Source organism: Streptococcus oralis (assembly GCF_023611505.1).
GTDB lineage: Bacteria > Bacillota > Bacilli > Lactobacillales > Streptococcaceae > Streptococcus > Streptococcus oralis_CT.
Genome location: NZ_CP097843.1, coordinates 1,358,641 through 1,380,088, shown reverse-complemented (window position 1 = coordinate 1,380,088; position 21,448 = coordinate 1,358,641). Strand labels below are relative to the sequence as shown.

The 21,448-nt window shown below is 40.7% G+C and carries 20 protein-coding genes and 3 riboswitches; of the genes, 18 read left to right on the top strand and 2 right to left on the bottom strand.

Going from position 1 to position 21,448, the window contains the following annotated elements:
• The first annotated feature begins 129 nt into the window (after positions 1-129).
• From lctO to thiE, 9 genes are all read left to right on the top strand, one after another.
• Complete coding sequence (lctO, locus tag M9H69_RS07110) at positions 130-1,266, top strand: L-lactate oxidase (protein ID WP_000120734.1); 1,137 nt, start codon at positions 130-132, stop codon at positions 1,264-1,266.
• Between the two features lie 148 nt (positions 1,267-1,414).
• Positions 1,415-1,503, top strand: a riboswitch (TPP riboswitch).
• A 218-nt stretch (positions 1,504-1,721) separates the two neighbouring features.
• Entirely contained in the window at positions 1,722-2,390 is a 669-nt protein-coding gene (locus M9H69_RS07105; RefSeq protein WP_250315219.1) for a TenA family protein, read from the top strand.
• Positions 2,391-2,513: 123 nt separating this feature from the next.
• A riboswitch (TPP riboswitch) is annotated at positions 2,514-2,602 on the top strand.
• A gap of 158 nt (positions 2,603-2,760) precedes the next feature.
• The gene (locus M9H69_RS07100) at positions 2,761-3,321 is read left to right on the top strand and encodes an ECF transporter S component (RefSeq protein ID WP_000915272.1); all 561 of its coding nucleotides are present in this window, start codon (positions 2,761-2,763) and stop codon (positions 3,319-3,321) included.
• A complete protein-coding gene (locus M9H69_RS07095) occupies positions 3,322-4,707 on the top strand; it encodes an ATP-binding cassette domain-containing protein (protein ID WP_250315218.1) in 1,386 nt (461 codons plus the stop codon).
• A gap of 1 nt (position 4,708) precedes the next feature.
• Positions 4,709-5,359, top strand: coding sequence for an energy-coupling factor transporter transmembrane component T (locus M9H69_RS07090; protein WP_250315217.1), 651 nt, complete (start codon positions 4,709-4,711; stop codon positions 5,357-5,359).
• A gap of 10 nt (positions 5,360-5,369) precedes the next feature.
• The gene (gene tenA, locus M9H69_RS07085) at positions 5,370-6,062 is read left to right on the top strand and encodes a thiaminase II (RefSeq protein ID WP_000673065.1); all 693 of its coding nucleotides are present in this window, start codon (positions 5,370-5,372) and stop codon (positions 6,060-6,062) included.
• A 3-nt stretch (positions 6,063-6,065) separates the two neighbouring features.
• Positions 6,066-6,590: an energy coupling factor transporter S component ThiW gene (gene thiW, locus M9H69_RS07080; protein WP_250315216.1), complete on the top strand. Its 525-nt coding sequence runs from the start codon at positions 6,066-6,068 to the stop codon at positions 6,588-6,590.
• Positions 6,590-7,396 carry a hydroxyethylthiazole kinase gene (locus M9H69_RS07075; RefSeq protein WP_250315215.1) on the top strand — a complete coding sequence of 269 codons (807 nt, stop codon included), beginning with the start codon at positions 6,590-6,592 and terminating at the stop codon, positions 7,394-7,396. Before thiW ends, M9H69_RS07075 begins: the two co-directional genes overlap by 1 nt.
• Positions 7,386-8,018, top strand: a complete 633-nt coding sequence (gene thiE / locus M9H69_RS07070; RefSeq protein ID WP_250315214.1) for a thiamine phosphate synthase — start codon at positions 7,386-7,388, stop codon at positions 8,016-8,018. The genes M9H69_RS07075 and thiE overlap by 11 nt, the downstream gene beginning before the upstream one ends.
• 48 nt (positions 8,019-8,066) lie before the next feature.
• Here thiE and thiD read toward each other — a convergent pair whose 3' ends face one another.
• Positions 8,067-8,858: a bifunctional hydroxymethylpyrimidine kinase/phosphomethylpyrimidine kinase gene (gene thiD, locus M9H69_RS07065; protein ID WP_250315213.1), complete on the bottom strand. Its 792-nt coding sequence runs from the start codon at positions 8,856-8,858 to the stop codon at positions 8,067-8,069.
• 84 nt (positions 8,859-8,942) lie between these two features.
• Positions 8,943-9,041: riboswitch (TPP riboswitch) on the bottom strand.
• A gap of 180 nt (positions 9,042-9,221) precedes the next feature.
• Here thiD and M9H69_RS07060 point away from each other — a divergent pair.
• From M9H69_RS07060 to manA, 9 genes are all read left to right on the top strand, one after another.
• On the top strand, positions 9,222-9,617 hold the full coding sequence (locus tag M9H69_RS07060; RefSeq protein ID WP_250315212.1) for a CopY/TcrY family copper transport repressor: 396 nt from the start codon (positions 9,222-9,224) through the stop codon (positions 9,615-9,617).
• Positions 9,618-9,627: 10 nt separating this feature from the next.
• Positions 9,628-9,999 carry a cupredoxin domain-containing protein gene (locus tag M9H69_RS07055; RefSeq protein ID WP_250315211.1) on the top strand — a complete coding sequence of 124 codons (372 nt, stop codon included), beginning with the start codon at positions 9,628-9,630 and terminating at the stop codon, positions 9,997-9,999.
• A gap of 9 nt (positions 10,000-10,008) precedes the next feature.
• Positions 10,009-12,231: a heavy metal translocating P-type ATPase gene (locus M9H69_RS07050; RefSeq protein WP_250315210.1), complete on the top strand. Its 2,223-nt coding sequence runs from the start codon at positions 10,009-10,011 to the stop codon at positions 12,229-12,231.
• 365 nt (positions 12,232-12,596) lie between these two features.
• Positions 12,597-14,372 carry a pyruvate oxidase gene (gene spxB, locus M9H69_RS07045; protein ID WP_250315209.1) on the top strand — a complete coding sequence of 592 codons (1,776 nt, stop codon included), beginning with the start codon at positions 12,597-12,599 and terminating at the stop codon, positions 14,370-14,372.
• A 340-nt stretch (positions 14,373-14,712) separates the two neighbouring features.
• Positions 14,713-16,512, top strand: a complete 1,800-nt coding sequence (locus M9H69_RS07040) for an NACHT domain-containing protein (protein WP_250315208.1) — start codon at positions 14,713-14,715, stop codon at positions 16,510-16,512.
• Between the two features lie 23 nt (positions 16,513-16,535).
• The gene (locus M9H69_RS07035; RefSeq protein WP_250315207.1) at positions 16,536-16,883 is read left to right on the top strand and encodes a VOC family protein; all 348 of its coding nucleotides are present in this window, start codon (positions 16,536-16,538) and stop codon (positions 16,881-16,883) included.
• Between the two features lie 218 nt (positions 16,884-17,101).
• Entirely contained in the window at positions 17,102-17,362 is a 261-nt protein-coding gene (locus M9H69_RS07030) for a SemiSWEET family transporter (RefSeq protein WP_001291476.1), read from the top strand.
• A 128-nt stretch (positions 17,363-17,490) separates the two neighbouring features.
• Positions 17,491-18,930, top strand: coding sequence for a 6-phospho-beta-glucosidase (locus tag M9H69_RS07025; RefSeq protein WP_250315206.1), 1,440 nt, complete (start codon positions 17,491-17,493; stop codon positions 18,928-18,930).
• A gap of 120 nt (positions 18,931-19,050) precedes the next feature.
• Complete coding sequence (manA, locus tag M9H69_RS07020) at positions 19,051-19,995, top strand: mannose-6-phosphate isomerase, class I (protein ID WP_250315205.1); 945 nt, start codon at positions 19,051-19,053, stop codon at positions 19,993-19,995.
• 41 nt (positions 19,996-20,036) lie between these two features.
• On the opposite strand, the gene M9H69_RS07015 is transcribed toward manA, so the two are convergent.
• Positions 20,037-21,377 (bottom strand): sodium-dependent transporter, encoded by a 1,341-nt coding sequence (locus M9H69_RS07015; RefSeq protein WP_250315204.1) that lies wholly within the window; start codon positions 21,375-21,377, stop codon positions 20,037-20,039.
• Positions 21,378-21,448: the final 71 nt, after the last annotated feature.

Genomic DNA, 21,448 nt, shown 5'->3' with positions numbered 1-21,448 from the left:
CTTTTTTGGGGGCATATTCAGATAATCAGTTTGAAATTGCCAGACAAAATTTTTGAAAGGAACCTGAAAAAGAGGTAAGATAGTTTATGTAAGAAAAAGTAAACGCTTACTTGATAAGGAGGACACTTTATGTCATATAAAACAAGCAATGCAGAAGGACCTGTAGATTTTATTAACACTTATGATTTGGAGCCAATGGCGCAACAAGTCATTCCTAAAGCAGCCTTCGGTTATATCGCTAGTGGAGCAGAGGATACTTTCACTTTACGCGAGAATATCCGTGCCTTTAACCACAAACTCATCGTTCCACATACGCTTTGTGATGTTGAAAATCCAAGTACAGAGATTGAATTTGCAGGTGAAAAACTATCTTCACCCATCATTATGGCGCCTGTTGCGGCTCATAAATTAGCAAATGAGCAGGGGGAAGTAGCCACTGCGCGTGGTGTGCATGAGTTTGGTTCCCTCTATACAACCAGCTCTTACTCTACTGTAGACCTTCCAGAAATTTCGGAAGCCCTTCAAGGGACACCTCATTGGTTCCAATTTTACTTTAGTAAGGATGACGGAATCAACCGCCATATCATGGACCGTGTGAAGGCTGAAGGCTACAAAGCGATTGTCTTGACGGCAGATGCTACCGTAGGGGGCAATCGTGAGGTCGATAAGCGCAATGGTTTTGTCTTCCCAGTTGGCATGCCGATTGTTGAGGAATACCTGCCAGAAGGTGCTGGAAAATCAATGGACTTTGTTTATAAGTCAGCCAAACAACGCTTGTCTCCACGCGATGTCGAATTTATCGCTGAATACTCAGGACTTCCTGTCTATGTCAAGGGGCCACAGTGCCGTGAGGACGTTGAACGTTCGCTTGCCGCAGGTGCTTCTGGTATCTGGGTAACCAACCACGGTGGTCGCCAAATCGACGGTGGGCCAGCTGCCTTTGATTCACTTCAAGAAGTAGCAGAAGCAGTTGATAAACGTGTGCCAATTGTCTTTGACTCTGGTGTTCGTCGTGGTCAACACGTCTTTAAAGCCTTGGCTTCAGGGGCAGACTTGGTAGCTATTGGCCGCCCTGTTATCTATGGTTTGGCCCTTGGTGGTAGTGTTGGTGTGCGTCAAGTCTTTGAGCACTTGAATGCAGAATTGAAGACAGTCATGCAGTTATCTGGAACTCAGACTATTGAGGATGTCAAACACTTCAAACTCCGTCATAACCCATACAACCCAACCTTCCCAGTCGATCCTCGTGATTTGAAATTGTATTGATAAAGTAGAAGGCCTCCACCTGATGTGGAGGTTTTTCTTCGTGTATAGAAAGATTAAATCGTTATCATAAACTATATAAATATATTTTCCGGTCAAATATCTTGCTAGGGCTTTCAAATTCTGTTATACTGGTCCAGTAATTAAATAATAAAGACATTTGGGGTGCTTTAGGCTGAGATGATACCCATTGAACCTGATACAGTTAAGACTGGCGAAGGGAAATGTGAAAAGGTTTTTTTCGTATGTTGAAGGAAACTGTCTAATCTTGTAAGGTAAACTCTAATTCTTAATTGTAATTGGGGTTTTTTTGTCTATATAAACTGGATAGGCTTGTTTAGGTAGCTCTCTGTAAATGCCCTCAATTTTCTTTAAAAGGATCAAGTGAAACTAGGATTTTGCTTGGTATCTCTTGGTGTTTTATTAATTACTAAGGAGTAAAGATAGGAGAAGTAAATATGGAAACACAAGACTATGCATTTCAGCCAGGTTTGATTGTTGGAGAATTATTAAAAAGCAGTCAGAAGGATTGGCAGGCTGCAATCAATCATCGTTTTGTCAAGGAACTTTTTGCAGGAACAATTGAGAATAATGTCTTAAAAGAATACCTAATTCAAGATTATCACTTCTTTGATGCCTTCTTATCCATGCTGGGTGCCTGCGTAGCCCACGCAGACCAGCTTGAATCCAAGCTTCGTTTTGCCAAGCAACTAGGTTTTCTTGAAGCAGATGAAGACGGCTATTTCCAAAAGGCTTTCAAAGAGTTAAAAGTAGCAGAGAATGAATATATAGAAGTGACTTTGCACCCTATAACAAAAGCCTTTCAGGAGCTAATGTATTCTGCTGTGGCTTCATCAGACTATGCTCATCTTTTGGTCATGCTGGTCATTGCAGAAGGTCTCTATTTAGACTGGGGTTCTAAAGATTTGGCTCTACCTGAAGCCTATATTCATTTGGAATGGATCAATCTCCACAGAGGTCTTTTCTTTACAGAGTGGGTTCAATTTCTGGTTGACGAACTCAATCGTGTCGGGAAAAATCGAGAAGATTTGACAGAACTTCAGCAACGCTGGAATCAAGCAGTTGCTTTAGAATTAGCCTTTTTTGATATCGGTTATGAATTATAGGACAGATTCAATACTTTTATGTAGATTAAAAGAATTAACAAACAAACTATATAAATATATTTTCCGGCCAAATATCTTGCTAGGGCTTTCATTTTTTGCTATACTGGTCCAGTAATTAAATAATAAAGACATTTGGGGTGCTTTAGGCTGAGATGATACCCATTGAACCTGATACAGTTAATACTGGCGAAGGGAAATGTGAAAAGGTTTTTTTCGTATGTCGAAAAGAACGGTCTAATCTTGTAAGGTAAACTCTAATTCTCGTTTGTAATTGGAGTTTTTTTGTTTATCAAAAGAGGATAGGCTTGACGGCAAGCCTTTTGGTAGCTCTCCTTGAATGCCCCACTTTTCTTTAAAAAAGGAGTTTTTTATGTTGAAAAAATGGCAGTTAAAAGATGTTATCTTACTTGCTTTCTTGTCTATCTTTTTTGGTGGCGTTTTTGTGGGTTCAGGCTATCTGTTTGATATCCTCACCCTGATCTTGGCCCCTCTTGGTTTGCAGGCCTTTGCCAATGAGATCCTTTTTGGTCTCTGGTGTATGGCTGCGCCCATTGCGGCCATCTTTGTTCCAAGAGTCGGAAGTGCAACGATTGGAGAAGTGCTCGCTGCACTTGCGGAAGTCCTATATGGTAGCCAATTCGGTCTAGGCGCTCTTTTGTCTGGCTTGGTTCAAGGTCTGGGAAGTGAATTTGGCTTTCTTGTGACCAAGAATCGCTATGAAAGTTGGCTCTCTCTAACTGCTAATAGTATTGGGATTACGCTTTTTAGCTTTGTCTATGAATACATTAAATTAGGTTACTATGCCTTCTCCCTTCCTTTTGTCCTTTCCTTGCTGGTGGTACGTTTTATTTCCGTCTTTTTCTTCTGTACCATCTTGGTTCGTGCCATTGTCAAACTCTATCATCAGTTTGCAGCTGGAGGAAAGGCATAGATGGGCCTGGAACTACGAGCGATTCAGTCCCCAATCTTCTCTGAGCCGCTTGATTTTACTTTTCATGAGCAAGCCTTTACCTTGTTAGTTGGGAGCAGTGGTTCAGGAAAATCCAGTCTCTTTCAAGTCATTGCCCAAGTCAGTTCTCTTCCCTATAGCGGTCAAGTCCTGATAAATGGGAGTGAGGTCAGTCAGCTTTCTATCATCAAACGTGTCCAGACGGTTGGTATTCTCTTTCAAAATCCTAATCATCAATTTACCATGGAGAACTTGTTTGAGGAGCTGATTTTCACCCTGGAGAATATCGGCCATCCCGTTCAGGAAATTGATTCTAAAATAGCAGAGGTGGTTGGGCAATGTCGTTGTAAGGCGATTTTGCACCGTCCAATTCATCACTTATCAGGTGGGGAAAAGCAAAAGGCTTCTTTGGCTGTTCTCTTTGCTATGAATCCTAGGGTCTATCTCTTGGATGAGCCCTTCGCTTCCATTGACCGCAAGAGCAGAATCGAGATATTGGAGATTCTAAAAGAGTTAGCCTCTAATGGGAAGGCAGTCATCCTGTGCGACCATGATTTATCTGATTATGAAGCCTATATCGACCATATGGTGGAGCTAAGAGATGGACAACTAAGGGAAGTGTTTCAAATCCCTACCTCTGAGATGACACAGGTTTCTTCAAAGAATGTTGCTTCTAGCCCGGAATTGTTCCATATGGATAGAACGACTTGTGAGCTGGATAAGCGTCCCCTCTTTTCGATTGCGGATTTTACTTTCTACCAAGGAATTTCCTGTATCTTGGGTGACAATGGTGTCGGGAAATCAACCCTCTTTCGGTCTATTCTTCAATTTCAGAAGTATAAAGGGCGCATTACCTGGAAGGGGACAGTCCTGAAAAAGAAAAAGAGTTTGTACCGTGACCTGACGGGAGTTGTTCAGGAAGCTGAGAAGCAAATTATCCGAGTCAGTCTGAGAGAGGAACTGCAATTAGATAGTCCAGACTCTGAAAGAAATCAGCGGATTCTCCAAGCTTTACGATATTTTAATTTGGAGCAGGCGCTTGATAAGAGTCCCTATCAATTAAGTGGTGGCCAACAAAAGATTCTTCAGCTATTGACCATCTTAACTAGTAAGGCCTCTGTGATCTTGCTAGATGAACCTTTTGCAGGTTTGGATGATAGAGCTTGCCATTATTTTTGTCAGTGGATTGTGGAGGAGAGAAATCAAGGAAGAAGTTTTCTGATCATTAGCCATCGTTTAGATCCCTTGATCTCTGTGGTTGATTATTGGATTGAGATGACTAGTGAGGGGCTCAGTCATCTCCAAGACGTGACCATCAGCAAACCTCTCTCATCTCTGAACATTGATACTCTAGGGGAGGTGAGGTAGTATGATCAAAGTAGCAACCAAGACACCAGTTATCAGCCTCTTCTTTCTAATTTTATCCTTGGAAACATCTTTCATTCCTTCGATTGCTCTGAATCTTTCGGTAGTCGCATTTTGCATCCTCTTTATGCTCTATTATCGTCGATTTAAAATGTTGGCTTGGATGATTGTGCTCGCCATTTTGCCCTCCTTTGCTAATTACTGGGCAATTCAGTTACATGGGGATGCTTCGCAGGCAGTGATACTTGGAACGAGAGCTTTTGTGACAGTTTGTATCGGCCTTGTCTTTGTTTCCAGTATTTCCTTAAAAGAGCTTTTCTTGTACTTGGCTCAAAAGGGGCTATCACGGTCATGGGCTTATGCCTTGATTGTGGTATTTAATTCCTTCCCCCTTATTCATCAAGAAGTCAAGTCCCTCAAGGAAGCTTGCTTACTGCGTGGCCAAAAACTGCATGTTTGGTCGCCCTTGATTTACAGTAAGGTTCTGATGACAGTTTTTAGATGGCGCCATCTCTATTTGAGAGCCCTGTCTGCACATGGATATGACGAACATGTTCATTTGGAGAATGGCTATCGGACCTTTTATATTCCTAAAAAAACAAAATTAATCTACCTGCTTTTCTTTTTATTGCTTCAAACCAGTCTATTTCTATAAAGGAGTTATTATGAAATTTACAGATATTGCGATGGAATTATCCAGGGAAGCTTGGCAGGCTTCCTTTCAGCATCCCTTTGTTTTACAGTTACAAGAGGGAACGTTAGAACCTTCTATTTTCCGCTATTACCTGATTCAGGATGCCTACTATCTGAAGTCTTTTTCAGAAGCCTATCACCTCTTGGCTGATAAGACTTCAAACGAAAAGATGAAAAGACTCTTGAAACAAAATGCCCAGAGTCTAGTGGATGGTGAGTTGTTTATCCGCCAACAATTTTTCAAGGAATTAGGAATCAGTGACCAGGAAATGGAGCAACATCCAATCGCTCCAACCTGTTATCATTACATTTCTCATATTTATCGACAGTTTGCAGAACCAAACTTGGGCATTGCTTTTGCGAGCTTGCTGCCTTGTCCTTGGTTATACCATGATTTGGGCAAGGCACTTAATCGCAAACCATCCCCGAATCCTCTTTATCAGCAGTGGATTGAAACCTATATCACCGATGAATTAGAACAGCAGATTAAAGAGGAAGAAGCGCTAGTCAATCAACTCTATCGAGAAAGCAACGAGACAGACAAACAAAAAATGCTAGAGGCCTTCCACCGAAGTGTCCACATGGAAGCCAAGTTTTGGGAGATGGCTTACCAACACCAAACCTGGACGAGTGATTTGCAGTCCTTAGAAAAAGAGAAGAAATAGAAAATGAGAAACCACCAACTTCAAGTTCACAAATTAACCATTTTATCCATGATGATTGCTCTTGACGTAGTTCTTACACCCATCTTTCGAATTGAAGGGATGGCACCGATGTCCAGTGTAGTCAACATTCTTGCAGGAATTTTGATGGGACCTGTTTATTCCTTGGTCATGGCTACTGTTACAGCCTTTATCCGTATGTCTACTCAAGGCATCCCCCCTTTGGCCCTAACAGGAGCTACTTTTGGAGCCCTCCTTGCAGGTCTCTTTTATAAGTACGGTCGAAAATTTCACTATTCTGCCCTTGGAGAGATTCTGGGAACAGGGATTATCGGATCCATTGTTTCCTATCCTGTCATGGTTCTCTTTACGGGATCTGCGGCAAAGCTCAGCTGGTTTATCTATACTCCGCGATTTTTTGGAGCGACCTTGATCGGTACAGCCATAGCTTTCCTCGCCTTTCGATTTTTAATCAAGCAGGAATTCTTTAAAAAAGTACAAGGATATTTCTTTGGAGAGAGGATAGACTGATGCAGAAATTGACAAATCCTTTCCCTCTGAGCTCTAGCTCCTTAATTCACTGCATCACCAATGAGATTTCCTGCGAGATGCTGGCCAATGGCATTTTGGCTCTGGGATGCAAACCTGTTATGGCAGATGATTCCCGTGAGGTCCTTGATTTTACTAAGCAAAGTCAGGCTCTCTTCATCAATTTGGGGCATTTGTCAGCTGAGAAGGAAAAAGCAATCCGTCTGGCAGCTACTTATGCAGCTCAAGCTTGTCTCCCAATGGTAGTAGATGCGGTTGGCGTAGCAGCATCACCCATTCGTAAGGGACTAGTCAGAGATCTTTTAGAATACAAGCCCACGGTCCTTAAAGGAAATATGTCAGAAATCCGAAGTCTTGTTGGCTTAAAGCACCATGGAGTTGGAGTTGATGCTAGCCATAAAGACCAAGAAACGGAGGATTTGCTTCAAGTCTTGAAAGACTGGTGTCAGCCCCATCCTGGTATGTCATTCTTAGTCACTGGCCCCAAGGACCTCATCGTTTCGGAGAATCAGGTTGCAATATTGGGAAATGGCTGTGACGAATTGGACTGGATTACAGGGACAGGAGACCTGGTTGGAGCCTTGACAGCCGTTTTTCTCAGCCAAGGAAAGACTGCCTTTGAAGCTTCTTGCCTAGCGGTCTCTTATCTCAATATCTCTGCTGAGAGAATTCTTGTTCAAGGAATGGGATTGGAAGATTTTCGTTACCAAGTTCTCAATCAACTCTCTCTCCTAAAAAGAGACGAAAACTGGCTAGAAGCTATCAAAGGAGACTTTTATGAACAGTAAAGTACTTAAACTGTATCTAGTTACCAATCGCTACCAAGATTCCTTGGAAAGCTTTCTTGAAAAAGTTGAGACGGCCTGCCGTTCAGGTGTTACCATCATCCAATTACGAGAAAAAAATCTCACTACCAATCAATATTATCAACTGGCAAAACAAGTCAAGGAAATAACAGATGCCTATCAGGTACCCTTGATTATCGATGATCGATTGGATATCTGTCTAGCAGTCGATGCTGCAGGTTTGCATATTGGCGACGATGAACTACCAGTTTCGATTGCCCGCAAAGTCTTGGGTCCTGAAAAAATCCTCGGTGTCACTGCTAAAACGGTTAAAAGAGCTCTCGAAGCAGAAACATCGGGTGCGGATTACTTGGGAACAGGAGCCATTTTCCCGACTACGACCAAAGAAAATGCACCTATCACCCTGATTTCAACCTTGAAAACCATTTGCCAAACGGTCGCCATTCCAGTAGTTGCTATCGGAGGCCTGACGTCAGAGAATATTGACCAACTTATCGGCACGGGTATAGCTGGAGTAGCTGTCGTACGTGATTTGATGCAGGCAGAAGATATTGAGGCAAAAACACAAGCCTTTTTAACAAAGCTAGATGACATTGTTTCCTAATCAAAAACTCTCTAATTCCCTTAAAGTAGGAGCTAGAGAGTTTTTTTCTTAATCTTTAAAAGTTGTATGATTGACTGGTCCAGAACCATGTCCGAGTTGAGGAGCATCTTGGATGGCTTTTGTGATAAAGGCCTTGGCCTTATCAACTGCCTGGTAAAGACTTCTGCCCTTGGCTAGTTCAGCTGTAATCACTGCAGCAAAGGTACATCCAGTACCATGGGTGTGACAAGTTTGAATTCTTTGACTTTCCCAGACAAATTGTTCATCTTTGGTAAAAAGGAAATCCTTGGCACCACCTTCAAGATGGCCACCTTTGATAACAACGGACTGAGGACCAAATTCTTTTATAATCAGGCGACCAGCACGCTGCATGTCTTCTGGATCATGAATCGAAAAACCAACAATCTCTTCTGCCTCAGGAAGATTCGGAGTGATAATGGTTGCAAGGGGAAGCAGATTTGTTTTTAGGTAGTCTCTGGCACTAGAATCAATCAGGGTATCCCCACTCGTAGCGACCATAACAGGGTCCAGCACATAGGGACAGTCCAGCTTTTTAAGATAGGGTTGGATGATCTCCATGATCTCAGTAGTTGCCAACATCCCTGTTTTTACAGCCTGAGGCTTGATATCCGAAAAGACACTTTCCAATTGAGCTTCCAGCATTTGGTTGGAGACGTGCTCGATTAATTGAACGCCTCTGGTATTTTGAGCGACAAGACTGGTCACAACGGCCATTCCATAGACATCTCTAGCTTGGAATGACTTTAAATCAGCCATAATGCCAGCACCGCCACTAGGGTCAGTCCCTGCAATGGTTAGAGCAACGGGTAAATAAGTCATCTAAAACCTCCCAACCAACTGAAGTTTGCATTCTTAAGAACAAGCTAGTCTGTTTCAGGAAAGTAATAGAAGACCAGGTAGTCCTCATCATCATTTCCACTTCCATCAGCTAGCATTACCTAGATTGAGTCAAAGGGATCTAACAGTTGTTAATCTCAGCTTTACGCATCCCTAGTGGTTGTTTTCTTTTTTCTACAGTATAGCATATTTTTATAGTTTATATAGTAAAATTTGACTGTAAATCTCTCGTTACATGATTAAAGTTCTTTTTTTAGAAATATGTAATTTCATAATTGACAAATGTAAATTTTTGAGATATACTGACTATTGTAATCGACAAATGTAGATTTTGGAGGTATGCTGATGCAGATTTCAGATGCAGAATGGCAGGTTATGAAGATTGTTTGGATGCAGGGCGAGCAGACCAGTAGCGATTTGATCAGGGTTCTGGCAGAGCGGTTTAACTGGTCCAAGTCCACTGTTCAAACTCTTTTGGCTCGCTTAGTGGAGAAAGAGTGCCTGACTAGGAAAAAAGAGGGCAAGTCCTTTGTATATTCAGCTCTTTTAACTTTGGATCAAAGTCGAGACTTGCTTGTTCAAGATATCAAAGACAAGGTTTGTTCCCGTAGAATTAAGAACTTGCTGGCTGATTTGATTATGGAATGTGATTTTACTCAGGCTGACTTGGAAGACTTGGAAGCTGTGATTTCTGAGAAGAAATCAAGAGCTGTAACAGAAGTAAAATGTAATTGTATGTAAAGGAGACGTCATGTTAAATAGCATTGTAACCATTATTTGTATTGCCCTTATCGCGTTTATCTTGTTTTGGTTTTTCAAAAAGCCTGAAAAATCTGAACAAAAGGCCCAGCAAAAAAAGGGCTACCAAGAGATTCGAGTGGAGGTCAAAGGGGGCTATACGCCTGAGTTGATTATTCTCAAGAAATCAGTGCCAGCACGCATTATCTTTGACCGTAAGGACCCTTCACCCTGTCTGGATCAGATTGTTTTTCCAGACTTTGGTGTACATGCGGACCTGCCTATGGGGGAACAGTATGTAGTGGAAATCACACCTGAACAGGCTGGGGAGTTTGACTTTGCATGTGGCATGAACATGATGCACGGTAAGATGATTGTAGAGTAGGAGGAAATGATGACTGAAATTATGAAAGCAAACTTAGAAAATGGCATTCAAAAAATCCGTATTCGAGCTGAAAAAGGCTATCATCCTGCCCATATTCAGCTTCAAAAAGGGATTCCCGCTGAAATTACCTTTCATCGTACAACTCCTTCAAACTGTTACAAGGAAATCCTTTTTGAAGAAGAAGGCATCTTGGAACCAATCGGCGTAGATGAAGAGAAGACAATTCGTTTTACACCTCAAGAGTTGGGTGAGCATGAATTCTCATGTGGTATGAAGATGCAAAAGGGAAGCTATACCGTAGTTGAGAAGACTCGAAAATCTCTATCCCTCTTGCAACGTTTTTGGATTACTAGTATCTTTACTGTGCCTCTTGTGATCCTCATGATTGGGATGTTGACAGGGACGATTAGTCATCCAGTTATGCATTGGGGGACCTTTTTAGCCACAACCCCTATCATGCTAGTGGCAGGTGGTCCTTATATCCAGAGCGCTTGGGCCAGCTTTAAAAAGCACAATGCCAACATGGATACCTTGGTTGCTCTAGGAACCCTAGTGGCCTATCTCTATAGCTTGGTTGCCCTCTTTGCTGGGCTACCAGTTTACTTTGAAAGTGCTGGATTTATCCTCTTCTTCGTTCTTTTGGGAGCCGTTTTTGAGGAGAAAATGCGAAAAAATACTTCCCAAGCTGTAGAGAAATTACTGGATTTGCAAGCTAAAACAGCAGAAGTTTTGCGTGATGATAGCTATGTTCAAGTTCCCTTGGAGCAAGTCAAGGTAGGTGACCTGATTCGAGTGCGTCCCGGTGAAAAGATTGCAGTTGATGGTGTTGTAGTGGAAGGCGTCTCCAGTATTGATGAATCCATGGTGACAGGTGAGAGCCTGCCGGTGGACAAAACTGTGGGAGATACCGTCATTGGCTCCACCATCAATAATAGTGGAACGCTTGTTTTTAGGGCAGAAAAAGTTGGTTCAGAGACTGTTTTGGCACAGATTGTGGACTTTGTGAAGAAAGCCCAAACCAGCCGCGCACCGATTCAAGATTTGACAGATAAGATTTCAGGGATTTTTGTCCCAGCAGTTGTCATTTTAGCGATTCTGACCTTTTGGGTTTGGCTTGTCTTGCTTGAGGCTAGCTTTGTGGCCTCTCTTCTTTATGGGGTGGCAGTTTTGATTATCGCCTGCCCTTGTGCCTTGGGACTTGCAACACCAACAGCCCTCATGGTGGGGACTGGTCGTAGTGCCAAAATGGGCGTTCTCCTCAAGAATGGAACCGTCTTACAGGAAATCCAGAAAGTCAAAACTCTCGTCTTTGATAAGACAGGAACTTTGACGGAAGGAAAACCAGTAGTCACTGATATCATTGGCGACGAGGCAGAAGTGCTTGGATTGGCAGCATCCTTGGAAGAAGCTTCCCAACACCCATTGGCTCAAGCTATTGTCAAAAGAGCGAGTGAAGCTGGACTTGAGATTCAAACTGTTGAAAATTTCCAAGCCTTGCACGGAAAAGGTGTCTCAGGGCAAATCAATGGAAAACAAGTTCTGCTTGGAAATGCTAAAATGCTGGATGGTATGAACATTTCTAGCACTTATCAAGAAAAACTAGAAGAACTAGAAAAAGAAGCTAAAACAGTTGTGTTCTTGGCTGTTGACAATGAAATCAAAGGCTTGCTTGCACTACAAGATATTCCTAAGGAAAATGCTAAGCTTGCCATCAGTCAGTTGAAAAAACGTGGTCTTAAAACAGTCATGCTGACAGGAGATAATGCTGGCGTGGCGCGTGCTATTGCAGACCAGATCGGCATTGAGGAGGTTATTGCGGGTGTCTTGCCAGAAGAAAAAGCCCATGAAATTCATCAACTACAAGAGGCTGGTAAAGTAGCCTTTATCGGAGATGGTATCAATGATGCGCCAGCCCTCAGTGTAGCGGATGTCGGGATTGCCATGGGAGCTGGAACAGATATTGCCATTGAGTCAGCAGGGATTGTTCTTACTCACAATGATTTGACAGGAGTTGTTCGTGCCTTTGATATGAGTAAGAAAACCTTTAATCGAATTCTGCTCAATCTTTTCTGGGCCTTTATCTACAATGTTATCGGAATTCCGATTGCAGCAGGAGTCTTTTCAGGAATTGGTCTCGTTCTCAATCCAGAACTGGCTGGTCTAGCCATGGCCTTTAGTTCTGTATCTGTATTAACCAGTTCACTCATGCTAAACTTTAGTAAAATAGACTAAAAGCGAGCTTGCTCGCTTTTTATACTCTTCGAAAATCTCTTCAAACCACGTCAGCTTCACCTTGCCGTAGCTATATGACATTGACTCCGTCAGTTCTATCCACAACCTAAAAACAGTGTTTTGAGCAACCTGCGGCTAGCTTCCTAGTTTGGTCTTTGATTTTGATTGAGTATTATTATAAAACAGTTATCTGAAACGTTTTCAAACTGTACTGTAATAGAGAATAAAAACTTCTGAGCACATTCTTAGGAGACCCAAAACAAATGTGGTAAAGTAGTAGAGTAAAAATTTGCTGAAACGTTTCCAATTAGTATATGAAAACGGGTTTATCAAGTTTTAAAAATATTTGAAGGAGAGTTATCATTATGACTCAAGGGAAAATTACTGCATCTGCAGCAATGCTCAACGTATTGAAAACATGGGGCGTAGACACAATCTACGGTATCCCATCAGGAACACTCAGCTCACTCATGGACGCTTTGGCTGAAGACAAAGATATCCGCTTCTTGCAAGTTCGCCACGAAGAAACAGGTGCTCTTGCAGCGGTCATGCAAGCTAAATTCGGTGGCTCAATCGGGGTTGCAGTAGGTTCAGGTGGTCCAGGTGCGACTCACTTGATTAACGGTGTTTACGATGCAGCTATGGATAACACTCCATTCCTTGCTATCCTTGGATCACGTCCAGTTAACGAACTCAACATGGATGCCTTCCAAGAATTGAACCAAAACCCAATGTACAACGGTATCGCTGTCTACAACAAACGTGTAGCTTACGCTGAGCAATTGCCAAAAGTAATCGACGAAGCTTGCCGCGCTGCAGTTTCTAAAAAAGGTCCAGCTGTTGTTGAAATCCCAGTAAACTTCGGTTTCCAAGAAATCGACGAAAACTCTTACTACGGTTCAGGTTCATACGAACGTTCATTCATCGCTCCTGCTTTGAACGAAGTTGAAATCGACAAAGCTGTTGAAATCTTGAATAATGCTGAACGTCCAGTTATCTACGCTGGTTACGGTGGTGTCAAAGCTGGTGAAGTGATCACTGAATTGTCACGCAAAATCAAAGCACCAATCATCACAACTGGTAAAAACTTTGAAGCTTTCGAATGGAACTATGAAGGTTTGACAGGTTCTGCTTACCGTGTTGGTTGGAAACCAGCCAACGAAGTGGTCTTCGAAGCAGACACAGTTCTTTTCCTTGGTTCAAACTTCCCATTTGCTGAAGTTTACGAAGCATTCAAGAACACTGAAAAATTCATCCAAGTCGATATCGACCCATACAAACTTGGTAAACGTCATGCCCTTGACGCTTCTATCCTTGGTGATGCAGGTCAAGCATCGAAAGCCATCCTTGACAAAGTGAACCCAGTTGAATCTACTCCATGGTGGCGTGCAAACGTTAAGAACAACCAAAACTGGCGTGATTACATGAACAAACTCGAAGGTAAAACTGAGGGTGAGTTGCAATTGTACCAAGTTTACAATGCTATTAATAAACATGCTGATCAAGACGCTATCTATTCAATCGACGTAGGTGACACTACTCAAACATCTACTCGTCACCTTCACATGACACCTAAGAACATGTGGCGTACATCTCCACTCTTTGCGACAATGGGTATTGCCCTTCCTGGTGGTATCGCTGCTAAGAAAGACAATCCAGATCGCCAAGTATGGAACATCATGGGTGACGGTGCATTCAACATGTGCTACCCAGACGTGATTACAAACGTTCAATACGACCTTCCAGTTATCAACGTTGTCTTCTCAAATGGTAAATATGCCTTCATCAAGGACAAATACGAAGACACAAACAAACACTTGTTTGGTTGTGACTTCCCTAATGCTGACTATGCGAAAATCGCTGAAGCACAAGGTGCTGTTGGATTTACAGTAGACCGTATCGAAGACATCGATGCAGTTGTTGCAGAAGCTGTTAAATTGAACAAAGAAGGTAAGACAGTTGTGATCGATGCCCACATCACACAACACCGTCCACTTCCAGTAGAAGTGCTTGAACTCGATCCAAAACTTCACTCAGAAGAAGCTATCAAAGCCTTCAAGGAAAAATACGAAGCAGAAGAACTCGTACCATTCCGCCTCTTCTTGGAAGAAGAAGGATTGCAATCACGCGCAATTAAATAATTTCTCTAAGAAAAATTGTTATTTAAAAGAGTCTGGGACAAAAAGATTTTAATTTTAGAAATTCCTTATTATAAATTTTAAAAATCGATAGATTAGACAAAAAAGCGAACAAGACCGAATTCTGAGTATCAGATGACTCGTTTTGTTCGCTTTTTATATTTAAGGTTAGACTTTTGTCTCAGACTCTTTTAAATTTGCGTATTAAGGTCTTGAGATAACATATATTCATATATTTTTTACAAATAGTGATATAATAGACCTATGGCATATTAAAAATTTGCTTGGAAAATTTTATTTATGGTAAAATAAGATTAATAGTGAAATTAAAAAGGAGATTAACATGGATATTGACGGGAAAGCTATAGTAACTAGTGTAGCAACTGATATAGTAAAGAGTGGAATTAATCTAGGTTGGGAAAAAATTAAAAGTTATTTTAAAGATCTTGATGCTAGTGCAGCTATTGAATACAGAACAGCATATGAAGATTATCTAAAAAATACAAAGGACAGATATGGGAAAATAAAAACTATTATTTATAGGAGAGAAAGAAAAGATCTATACTCTTTTTATGAATCTACAGGTATATCTTATGCAGGTCAAACACTCTCTTCTTCTGATATTAATAATTTATTAGAAATTGATAGTAAAATTTTAGTTACAGGAACTGGTGGAATTGGTAAGTCAATATTGTTTAAACATCTTTTTTTAAATTCGATGGAAGTTACAAATTTTATTCCAGTATTTATCGAATTAAGAAGTTTGAATACTTTAGAGAATAAAGAATTAAATATTTCAAATTTAATATTTAAAACTTTGGTATCAAATGGATTTAGGTTGGAAAGAAAGTATTTTGACGATAGCTTAGAACAAGGTGCTTACATAATTTTTTTAGATGGATTTGATGAAATTCACCATGATAAGAAATCTTCTATTACTAAAGAAATTAAGGAGTTCTGTGAAATGTATGCCTCAAACCAAGTTTTTGTTTCCTCTAGACCATCAACAGAATTTATAGGATGGTCAGATTTTAGTGAGTTTGAGTCATTACCATTAACTAAAGAACAAGCGTTGAGTCTAATTAATAAGATTGATTTTGATGAAACGGCAAAATCAATATTTTCTAAGGAATTAGAGAAGAAATTATATGAAAAATATAAATCATTTGCTTCTAATCCTTTATTATTGACGATTATGTTATTAACATTCCAAAAACATGCGTCAATTCCTGAGCGTTTAAATGATTTTTACGAGGAAGCATTTGTAACTCTATTTAATGTACATGATGCTACGAAAGATTCATTTGTAAGAGATATACGAAGTGGTTTAAGTTGTGAGGATTTTAAACTTGTATTCTCCTACATTTGCTTTAAATCGTACTTTAAAGGAGAATATGAATTTTCCGAAACAAGATTACATGAACTAATAAATAGTGCGAAAGAAAAATTCAAAGATAAATTTAGTTTTAATGTTGATGACTTTCAGGAAGATTTAGTCCATTCTGTCTGTATGCTTGTAAAAGAAGGACTAGAATATAGATTCTCTCATCGCTCTTTTCAAGAATATTTTTCAGCATGGTATACTTGTAAATTACCTGATACTACCCAAGAAAAACTTTTAGATGGATGGCTTAGAGAATCATCAACAATTCAAACAGACTCATATTTTTATATGTTGTTTGATTTACAAAGTGAGAAAGTGAACTCCATTATTCTAAAACCTGTTATGCAAAATATTATTAGCCTCTATGAAAAAGAAGGTATGCTCTCTTTTTTAAAAACATTATTTAATACATTTTCTATTGAGAATCAGGAAGAAAATGAACAATATCATGGCTCTTTGTATATTAAGGATATGTATTTATGTAATGGTCTGAGACTGTTAATTCTATTGAATAAATATCAGAACGATAGAAAGGATTTTGTTTCAAAAGAAGATTATGAGACTTTTAGTTCTAAAATAGGAAATGGTATTCCTTATATGACGATAGATGCAGGGATAGAGCTATTTGGTGAAGAAAAATTTGTAAATATGTTCTCTTGGTTATCTAATCAAGTTGAATTTATATATAAAATATATGAATCTACACATAATATGAAAACGAAAAAACGAAAGGTAGCTAGTATCATAGAGGAACTATAAATAATTTATTCAGGTGTATACAGATGAATTTAAATCAATTGGATATTATTGTTTCAAATATTTCCCAAGTCTGTGCTGAATTGGAGCGTATTTTGGATAAAAAAGCAGACTATGTTGATGACAGTTTTGCTCAGTTCACGATTGGCAGTCATTGTCTTATGTTGTCCCAAAATCATTTGATTCCTTTGGAAGATTTTCAGTCAGGAATCATTCTTCATATTGAGGTTGAGGATGTAGACCAGAACTATCAACGATTGAAAGAAATTGGTGTCGAGATTTTACACGGTCCTTGTGAAACGGATTGGGGAACGGAGTCTCTACTAGTTAAAGGCCCTGCTGGTCTTGTGATTGATTTTTATCGTCTGAAATAGGTCGCTTAATCATTTGAAGCTAACCTTAATTATTCTTAATACAGAATGTGAGAATATGAACTATTGAAAAGATCGGAGCAATCCGGTCTTTTTCTGTTTCCTCTTTCTTATCACAAGATTGTGATAGTTTACATCTTCATAACAAATGCTTCAAAGTCTTGATTGTTTTGAAAAAAGATTATAAAATATGATTCATAAAAATGAAAGAAGTTTTGAAAATGTCTGAAAAACAAATGAAAGTTTTGGGTTGGGTAGCGACCTTCATGTCTGTTATGATGTACGTGTCTTACTTCCCACAAATTATGAACAACCTGGCTGGTCAAAAAGGAAACTTTATCCAGCCCTTGGTTGCAGCCATCAACTGTAGTCTATGGGTTTACTACGGTCTTTTCAAGAAAGAAAGAGATATCCCCCTTGCGGCTGCTAATGCACCTGGTATCGTTTTTGGTCTGGTGACGGCTATCACAGCATTGATTTAAAAAGAAGACTGGTTTCAGTCTTTTTTTGTACATGTAAGCAAGATTAGTACCATCATTATCCATATATTTTCAAACTTTTTGCCCCCTTTTTAGTATAATAGAACTATCAAACCAAGTGAGGTAAAGTGATGACAGAAATACTACAATTCCCAGAGGGATTTCTCTGGGGTGGTGCTACGGCAGCTAATCAATGCGAGGGTGCTTATAATCAGGATGGTCGAGGTCTTGCTAATGTCGATGTGGTACCCATTGGACCTGACCGTGAAGCCATTATCACAGGTCAGAAAAAGATGTTTTCTTTTGAGGAGGGCTATTTTTACCCAGCAAAAGAAGCCATTGATATGTACCATCATTATAAGGAAGATATTGCTCTTTTTGCGGAAATGGGCTTTAAGACTTATCGACTTTCCATTGCTTGGACTCGGATTTTTCCTAAGGGAGATGAAGCAGAGCCAAATGAAGCTGGTCTAGCCTTTTATGAGGATTTATTAAAGGAGTGTCACAAGTATGGGATCCAACCTCTGGTGACTATTACGCATTTCGACTGTCCTATGCACTTGATTGAAGAATACGGTGGTTGGCGCAATCGTCGGATGTTAGACTTCTATGAAAAACTTTGTCGTACACTCTTTACCCGTTATAAGGGTTTGGTCAAATACTGGCTTACCTTCAATGAAATCAACATGATTCTTCATGCACCTTTTATGGGAGCTGGGCTTTGTTTTGAAGAAGGAGAAAATCAAGAACAGGTTAAATACCAAGCCGCCCACCATGAGTTGGTAGCCTCGGCCATGGCGACTAAGCTTGCCCACGAAATTGACCCAGAGAACAGGGTGGGATGTATGTTGGCAGCAGGGCAATACTATCCTAACACAGCCCATCCGAGAGACTACTGGGCTGCTATGGAGGAAGATCGCAAGAGTTACTTCTTCATTGATGTTCAAGCGCGTGGGGAATACCCAAACTACGCCAAGAAGCAGTGGGAACGCGAGGGAATCAAGATAGAAATGACGGCAGAGGATCTAGACTTATTGAAGAATTATACTGTTGACTTTGTTTCCTTCTCTTACTATGCAAGTCGAGTGGCCTCAGGGGATCCAGAAGTTAAAGAATTAGCTGCTGGAAATGTCTTTGCCTCTCTCAAAAATCCTTATCTGGAATCCTCAGAATGGGGTTGGCAGATTGACCCACTTGGCCTTCGTATCACCCTCAATGCCATCTGGGATCGTTACCAAAAGCCTATGTTCATCGTAGAAAATGGACTCGGCGCCATGGACACGCCAGATAAAAATGGCTATGTAGCAGATGACTATCGGATTGCCTACTTAGAGGCCCACATCAAGGCTATGCGAGATGCCATATACCAAGATGGAGTTAACTTGCTTGGTTATACGACTTGGGGCTGTATTGATCTGGTTTCAGCTGGAACAGGCGAAATGAACAAGCGCTATGGTTTTATCTATGTGGATCGTGATAATACAGGTCATGGAAGTCTCAAACGGAGCAAGAAGAAATCCTTTTACTGGTACAAGGATGTCATTGCCAGCAATGGTGCAAGTATTGAGTAGAGCACATTTGTTCACTATTTTTACAAAATCTTCTCCCTACTTTATAAGATAGGAAAAAGAGTTCAATAAGACCTAGCTTTTTGCTATAATGAGGGGAGAAAAATCAGACAGGAGATCGACATGTCAGAACCATTATTTTTACAATCAGTTATGCAAGAAAAAATCTGGGGAGGAACCAAGCTACGTGATGAGTTTGGCTACGACATTCCAAGTGAAAAAATTGGCGAATACTGGGCTATCTCAGCTCACCCCAATGGGGTTTCAAAGGTCGCTAATGGGCGCTTTGAGGGAACAGATCTAGCTACATTGTATGCGGAGCACCGTGAATTGTTTGGCAACCGTCCAGAACCTGTATTTCCACTTTTGACCAAGATTCTCGATGCCAATGACTGGCTCAGCGTTCAAGTTCATCCAGACGATGCCTATGGACTCGAGCATGAAGGCGAACTTGGAAAAACAGAGTGCTGGTACATTATCGCTGCGGATGAAGGTTCAGAGATTATATATGGGCATAATGCCAAGTCAAAAGAAGAACTCCGCCAGCAAATCGAGGACAAGAACTGGGATGCCTTGCTGACGAAAGTCCCTGTTAAGGCTGGAGATTTCTTCTATGTACCAAGTGGCACCATGCACGCTATTGGCGCAGGTATCTTGATTCTTGAAACCCAGCAGTCTAGCGATACCACCTACCGTGTCTATGACTTTGATCGTAAGGACGACAAGGGCAATTTGCGTGAACTTCACCTTGAAAAATCTATCGATGTTTTAAACATTGGTGAGCCTGCTAATAGCCGTCCTGTAACTATCAAAGCTGATGATTTGCGTTCCACTCTCCTTGTTTCTAATGATTTCTTCGCAGTTTACAAGTGGGAAATTACTGGAAAAGTTGTTTTTGAAAAGACAGCTGACTACAGCTTGTATAGCGTCTTGGCTGGTCAAGGTCAGCTTACTGTTGACGGAAAAAACTATCCAATCCAAAAAGGCAGCCACTTTATCCTACCAAGTGATGTTGAATCTTGGACTCTGGAAGGACAGGCTTTAGAATTGATTGTCAGTCATCCATAAAAAAAGAAAGGGCCTGAGTTCATTACTCAAGTCCTTTTTGATTACATAAATTGGGCAATAAAAACCACAATGATGATGATAGGAATGATGAAACGAAGGAGGAAGAGCCAGACTTGGAAAAGTACTTGTTTCCAGGCTCTTTCATCGAGATGGAGTTCCTCTATAGCAAGAGCCTTTTTAAAGATATAGCCTGTAAAAAGTGAAAGGCAGAGAGCTCCAAATGGCATGAGAAGATTGGAAACCAAGAAGTCCATAGCATCAAAGAAGGTCTTTCCAAAGATGTGAACATCTGCCATAACACCGTAAGATAGGGCTGAAGGTATCCCAAAGACAAAGGTCAAGATTCCTAAAATGGCACTCCATTTAGCCCGCTTGCTGTTGTCCTGATTGGTGATATTTCCCACATTGATTTCCAGCATCACGACAGATGAAGTGACTGTCGCAAAAAGGAAGAGCAAGAGGAAGAGGATGTAGAAAATGGTTCCAAAAGGCATCTTGTCAAAGAGTTGAGGCAAGACGATAAAGAGGAGACTTGGTCCTCCTTCAGACTGGATATTGAAGGCTGACATGGCTGGGAAAATGGCTAGACCTGCCATGATGGATACCGAGATGTTCATGGCTACAATGGAAATCCCTGATTGGACCAGATTGGTTTTCTTGTCTAAGTAGGACGCATAGGTCAGCATGGCTGTGACCCCTAGTGAAAGGGCAAAGAAAGATTGTCCTAGAGCATAAAGGAAACCGGCACTGGTCAGTTTTGAGAAGTCTGGTTTGAGGAAGTAGAGAACGCCTTCCATGGCATTTGGCAAACTGAGAGAGCGTCCAATGATAATGACAAAAATGATAAAGAGCAGGGGCATCATAACTTTTGAGGCTCTTTCAATCCCTTTTTGAACCCCACGTGATACAATAAAGATATTCAACAAGATAAAGGAAGCTTGAGCCCCTAGAGCAATGGCTGGATTTGAAATGATTGAAGTGAATAACTGAGCATAATCACCTGTTCCACCAAGATGGAACAATTTCCCAAACTCAATACCCAGATAGACTAGAATCCATCCTCCGATAACACTGTAAAAGGAGAGAAGGATAAAGAGGGCAAAGGCACCAATCCAACCGATAAAGTTGTACTTGTTATTGTTGCCCAGTTTTCCAAAGGTTTTGATAGCGGAAACGCTAGCACTACGACCAAGGGCAAATTCAGCAAGCAGGAGCGGGAAACCGATTAAAATGGTAGAAATAAGAAAGACTAGTAAAAAGCCTCCACCGCCATTAGCAGCAGTCATGTAGGGAAATTTCCAAACGGCTCCAAGTCCGATGGCTGAACCAGCAGATGTTAGAATAAAGCCTAGTTTCGATCCCCATTGCGATTTTTCTGACATAGTTGAAACTCCAATCTCGTTTTTTAAAATAAGAAAAGGCTACTTGAGTTGTCAAATAGCCTTCTCTCAAT

Coding starts and splice junctions, on each gene's coding strand:
- lctO (WP_000120734.1), top strand. CDS start 130: ATGTCATATAAAACAAGCAATGCAGAAGGACCTGTAGATTTTATTAAC.
- M9H69_RS07105 (WP_250315219.1), top strand. CDS start 1,722: ATGGAAACACAAGACTATGCATTTCAGCCAGGTTTGATTGTTGGAGAA.
- M9H69_RS07100 (WP_000915272.1), top strand. CDS start 2,761: ATGTTGAAAAAATGGCAGTTAAAAGATGTTATCTTACTTGCTTTCTTG.
- M9H69_RS07095 (WP_250315218.1), top strand. CDS start 3,322: ATGGGCCTGGAACTACGAGCGATTCAGTCCCCAATCTTCTCTGAGCCG.
- M9H69_RS07090 (WP_250315217.1), top strand. CDS start 4,709: ATGATCAAAGTAGCAACCAAGACACCAGTTATCAGCCTCTTCTTTCTA.
- tenA (WP_000673065.1), top strand. CDS start 5,370: ATGAAATTTACAGATATTGCGATGGAATTATCCAGGGAAGCTTGGCAG.
- thiW (WP_250315216.1), top strand. CDS start 6,066: ATGAGAAACCACCAACTTCAAGTTCACAAATTAACCATTTTATCCATG.
- M9H69_RS07075 (WP_250315215.1), top strand. CDS start 6,590: ATGCAGAAATTGACAAATCCTTTCCCTCTGAGCTCTAGCTCCTTAATT.
- thiE (WP_250315214.1), top strand. CDS start 7,386: ATGAACAGTAAAGTACTTAAACTGTATCTAGTTACCAATCGCTACCAA.
- thiD (WP_250315213.1), bottom strand. CDS start 8,858: ATGACTTATTTACCCGTTGCTCTAACCATTGCAGGGACTGACCCTAGT.
- M9H69_RS07060 (WP_250315212.1), top strand. CDS start 9,222: ATGCAGATTTCAGATGCAGAATGGCAGGTTATGAAGATTGTTTGGATG.
- M9H69_RS07055 (WP_250315211.1), top strand. CDS start 9,628: ATGTTAAATAGCATTGTAACCATTATTTGTATTGCCCTTATCGCGTTT.
- M9H69_RS07050 (WP_250315210.1), top strand. CDS start 10,009: ATGACTGAAATTATGAAAGCAAACTTAGAAAATGGCATTCAAAAAATC.
- spxB (WP_250315209.1), top strand. CDS start 12,597: ATGACTCAAGGGAAAATTACTGCATCTGCAGCAATGCTCAACGTATTG.
- M9H69_RS07040 (WP_250315208.1), top strand. CDS start 14,713: ATGGATATTGACGGGAAAGCTATAGTAACTAGTGTAGCAACTGATATA.
- M9H69_RS07035 (WP_250315207.1), top strand. CDS start 16,536: ATGAATTTAAATCAATTGGATATTATTGTTTCAAATATTTCCCAAGTC.
- M9H69_RS07030 (WP_001291476.1), top strand. CDS start 17,102: ATGTCTGAAAAACAAATGAAAGTTTTGGGTTGGGTAGCGACCTTCATG.
- M9H69_RS07025 (WP_250315206.1), top strand. CDS start 17,491: ATGACAGAAATACTACAATTCCCAGAGGGATTTCTCTGGGGTGGTGCT.
- manA (WP_250315205.1), top strand. CDS start 19,051: ATGTCAGAACCATTATTTTTACAATCAGTTATGCAAGAAAAAATCTGG.
- M9H69_RS07015 (WP_250315204.1), bottom strand. CDS start 21,377: ATGTCAGAAAAATCGCAATGGGGATCGAAACTAGGCTTTATTCTAACA.